The following is a 255-nucleotide window of genomic DNA, read 5'->3' as shown; positions in this document are numbered from 1 at the left end:
CAACTCGATAAATTCACCAATCCCTTTTGCAATCGGATGCGTCGGGTCAACTACCCAAAGGCGCTCTCTTTCATTTGCTTCACGCCATTTTAAATCACAGCTTGTTCCCATTAGGCGCATAAAGATTTTCGACATATGACCAGAATGTAGTACGACAAGTCCCATGCCTTCTAACACGCGTTTTTGCACACGATCGACAATTCTATCTTCTACGCGGTCATGCCCCATGTGTCCCCACCAAATCAGTACATCCGT

Annotated in this window: 1 protein-coding gene; it reads right to left on the bottom strand. The window is 45.9% G+C overall.

Features of this window, described 5'->3' with window-relative positions:
• The coding region (locus tag NG901_RS16770) for a ThuA domain-containing protein (RefSeq protein ID WP_353847570.1) at nt 1–243 on the bottom strand (243 nt) is incomplete at its 3' end.
• Between the last annotated feature and the right edge of the window lie 12 nt (nt 244–255).

It is taken from the genome of Clostridium sp. CMCC3677 (assembly GCF_023845585.1).
GTDB lineage: Bacteria > Bacillota > Clostridia > Clostridiales > Clostridiaceae > Clostridium > Clostridium aquiflavi.
Note: the sequence above shows the minus strand (reverse complement) of the source record. Positions and strands in the feature narration are given on the sequence as shown.